This is a genomic window from Streptomyces sp. NPDC029956 (assembly GCF_055574655.1).
Genome location: NZ_JBVHZJ010000135.1, coordinates 1 through 1,251, shown reverse-complemented (window position 1 = coordinate 1,251; position 1,251 = coordinate 1). Strand labels below are relative to the sequence as shown.

Here is a 1,251-nt window from a genome sequence, read left to right as displayed (position 1 = left end):
GGGTACGAGGGCCGGTCGTCCCGACGGAACGACGACGGACGCTCATCACGCCGGTCATCCCGACGGAAACCACCACCGCCACGGTTGTCGCCACCACGGTCGTCACGACGGAAACCGCCACCGCCACCGCGGTTGTCGCCACCACGGTCATCGCGACGGAAGCCGCCACCGCCGCGGTTGTCGCCGCCACGGTCGTCACGCGAGGGGTACGAGGGCCGGTCGTCCCGACGGAACGACGACGGACGCTCATCACGCCGGTCATCCCGACGGAAACCACCACCGCCACGGTTGTCGCCACCGCGGTTGTCACCGCCACGGTCGTCACGACGGAAACCGCCACCGCCACCGCGGTTGTCACCACCACGGTCATCGCGGCGGAAACCGCCGCCACCGCCGCGGTTGTCCCCACCACGGTCGTCACGCGGGAAGGAGGGCCGGTCGTCGCGACGGAACGAGGACGGACGCTCATCACGGCGGAACCCGCCGCCGCGGTTGTCACCACCACGGTTGTCGTCGCGACGGAAACCACCGCCACCGCCGCGGTTGTCACCACCACGGTTGTCGTCGCGACGGAAACCACCGCCGCCACCGCGGTTGTCACCGCCACGGTTGTCGTCGCGACGGAAACCACCGCCGCCACCGCCACGGTTGTCCCCACCACGGTCATCGCGACGGAAACCACCGCCGCCACCGCGGTTGTCACCGCCACGGTCGTCGCGACGGAAGCCGCCACCGCCGCCACGGTTGTCACCACCACGGTCATCGCGACGGAAGCCGCCACCGCCGCCGCGGTTGTCACCGCCACGGTTGTCACCACCACGGTCATCGCGACGGAAACCACCGCCACCGCGGTTGTCACCGCCACGGTTGTCGTCGCGACGGAAGCCACCCCCACGGTTGTCGCCACCGCGGTTGTCGTCACGGCGCGGGCCACGGAAGCCGCCCCGGTCACCGCCGGCGCCGGCACCGTCCCTGCGACGCGGCTCGCGCTCCGGACGGTCGTCGGGAGAGTTGGTGGACATCGACGTGACTCCTGTCTTCGGGTACTGCAGTCATTCTCGCGCAGCCGGCACTCGGCCGCGCATCGGAAAAAGTCAAGCAAAAAACAAAAGGACCCCTGGTCCCAGCGTGAACGCTGGGACCAGGGGTCCTGAAGAATTGTTCGGCGGCGTCCTACTCTCCCACAGGGTCCCCCCTGCAGTACCATCGGCGCTGAAAGGCTTAGCTTCCGGGTTCGGAATGTAACCGGGC

Annotated in this window: 1 rRNA gene and 1 pseudogene; one reads left to right on the top strand and one right to left on the bottom strand. The window is 69.4% G+C overall.

Going from position 1 to position 1,251, the window contains the following annotated elements:
• Nucleotides 1-1,154: pseudogene (locus tag ACZ4XX_RS40285) on the top strand (hypothetical protein); the annotation flags it as partial.
• A gap of 6 nt (nt 1,155-1,160) precedes the next feature.
• Here the strand turns inward: ACZ4XX_RS40285 and rrf are convergent.
• A 5S ribosomal RNA gene (gene rrf, locus ACZ4XX_RS40280) occupies nt 1,161-1,251 on the bottom strand; the annotation flags it as partial.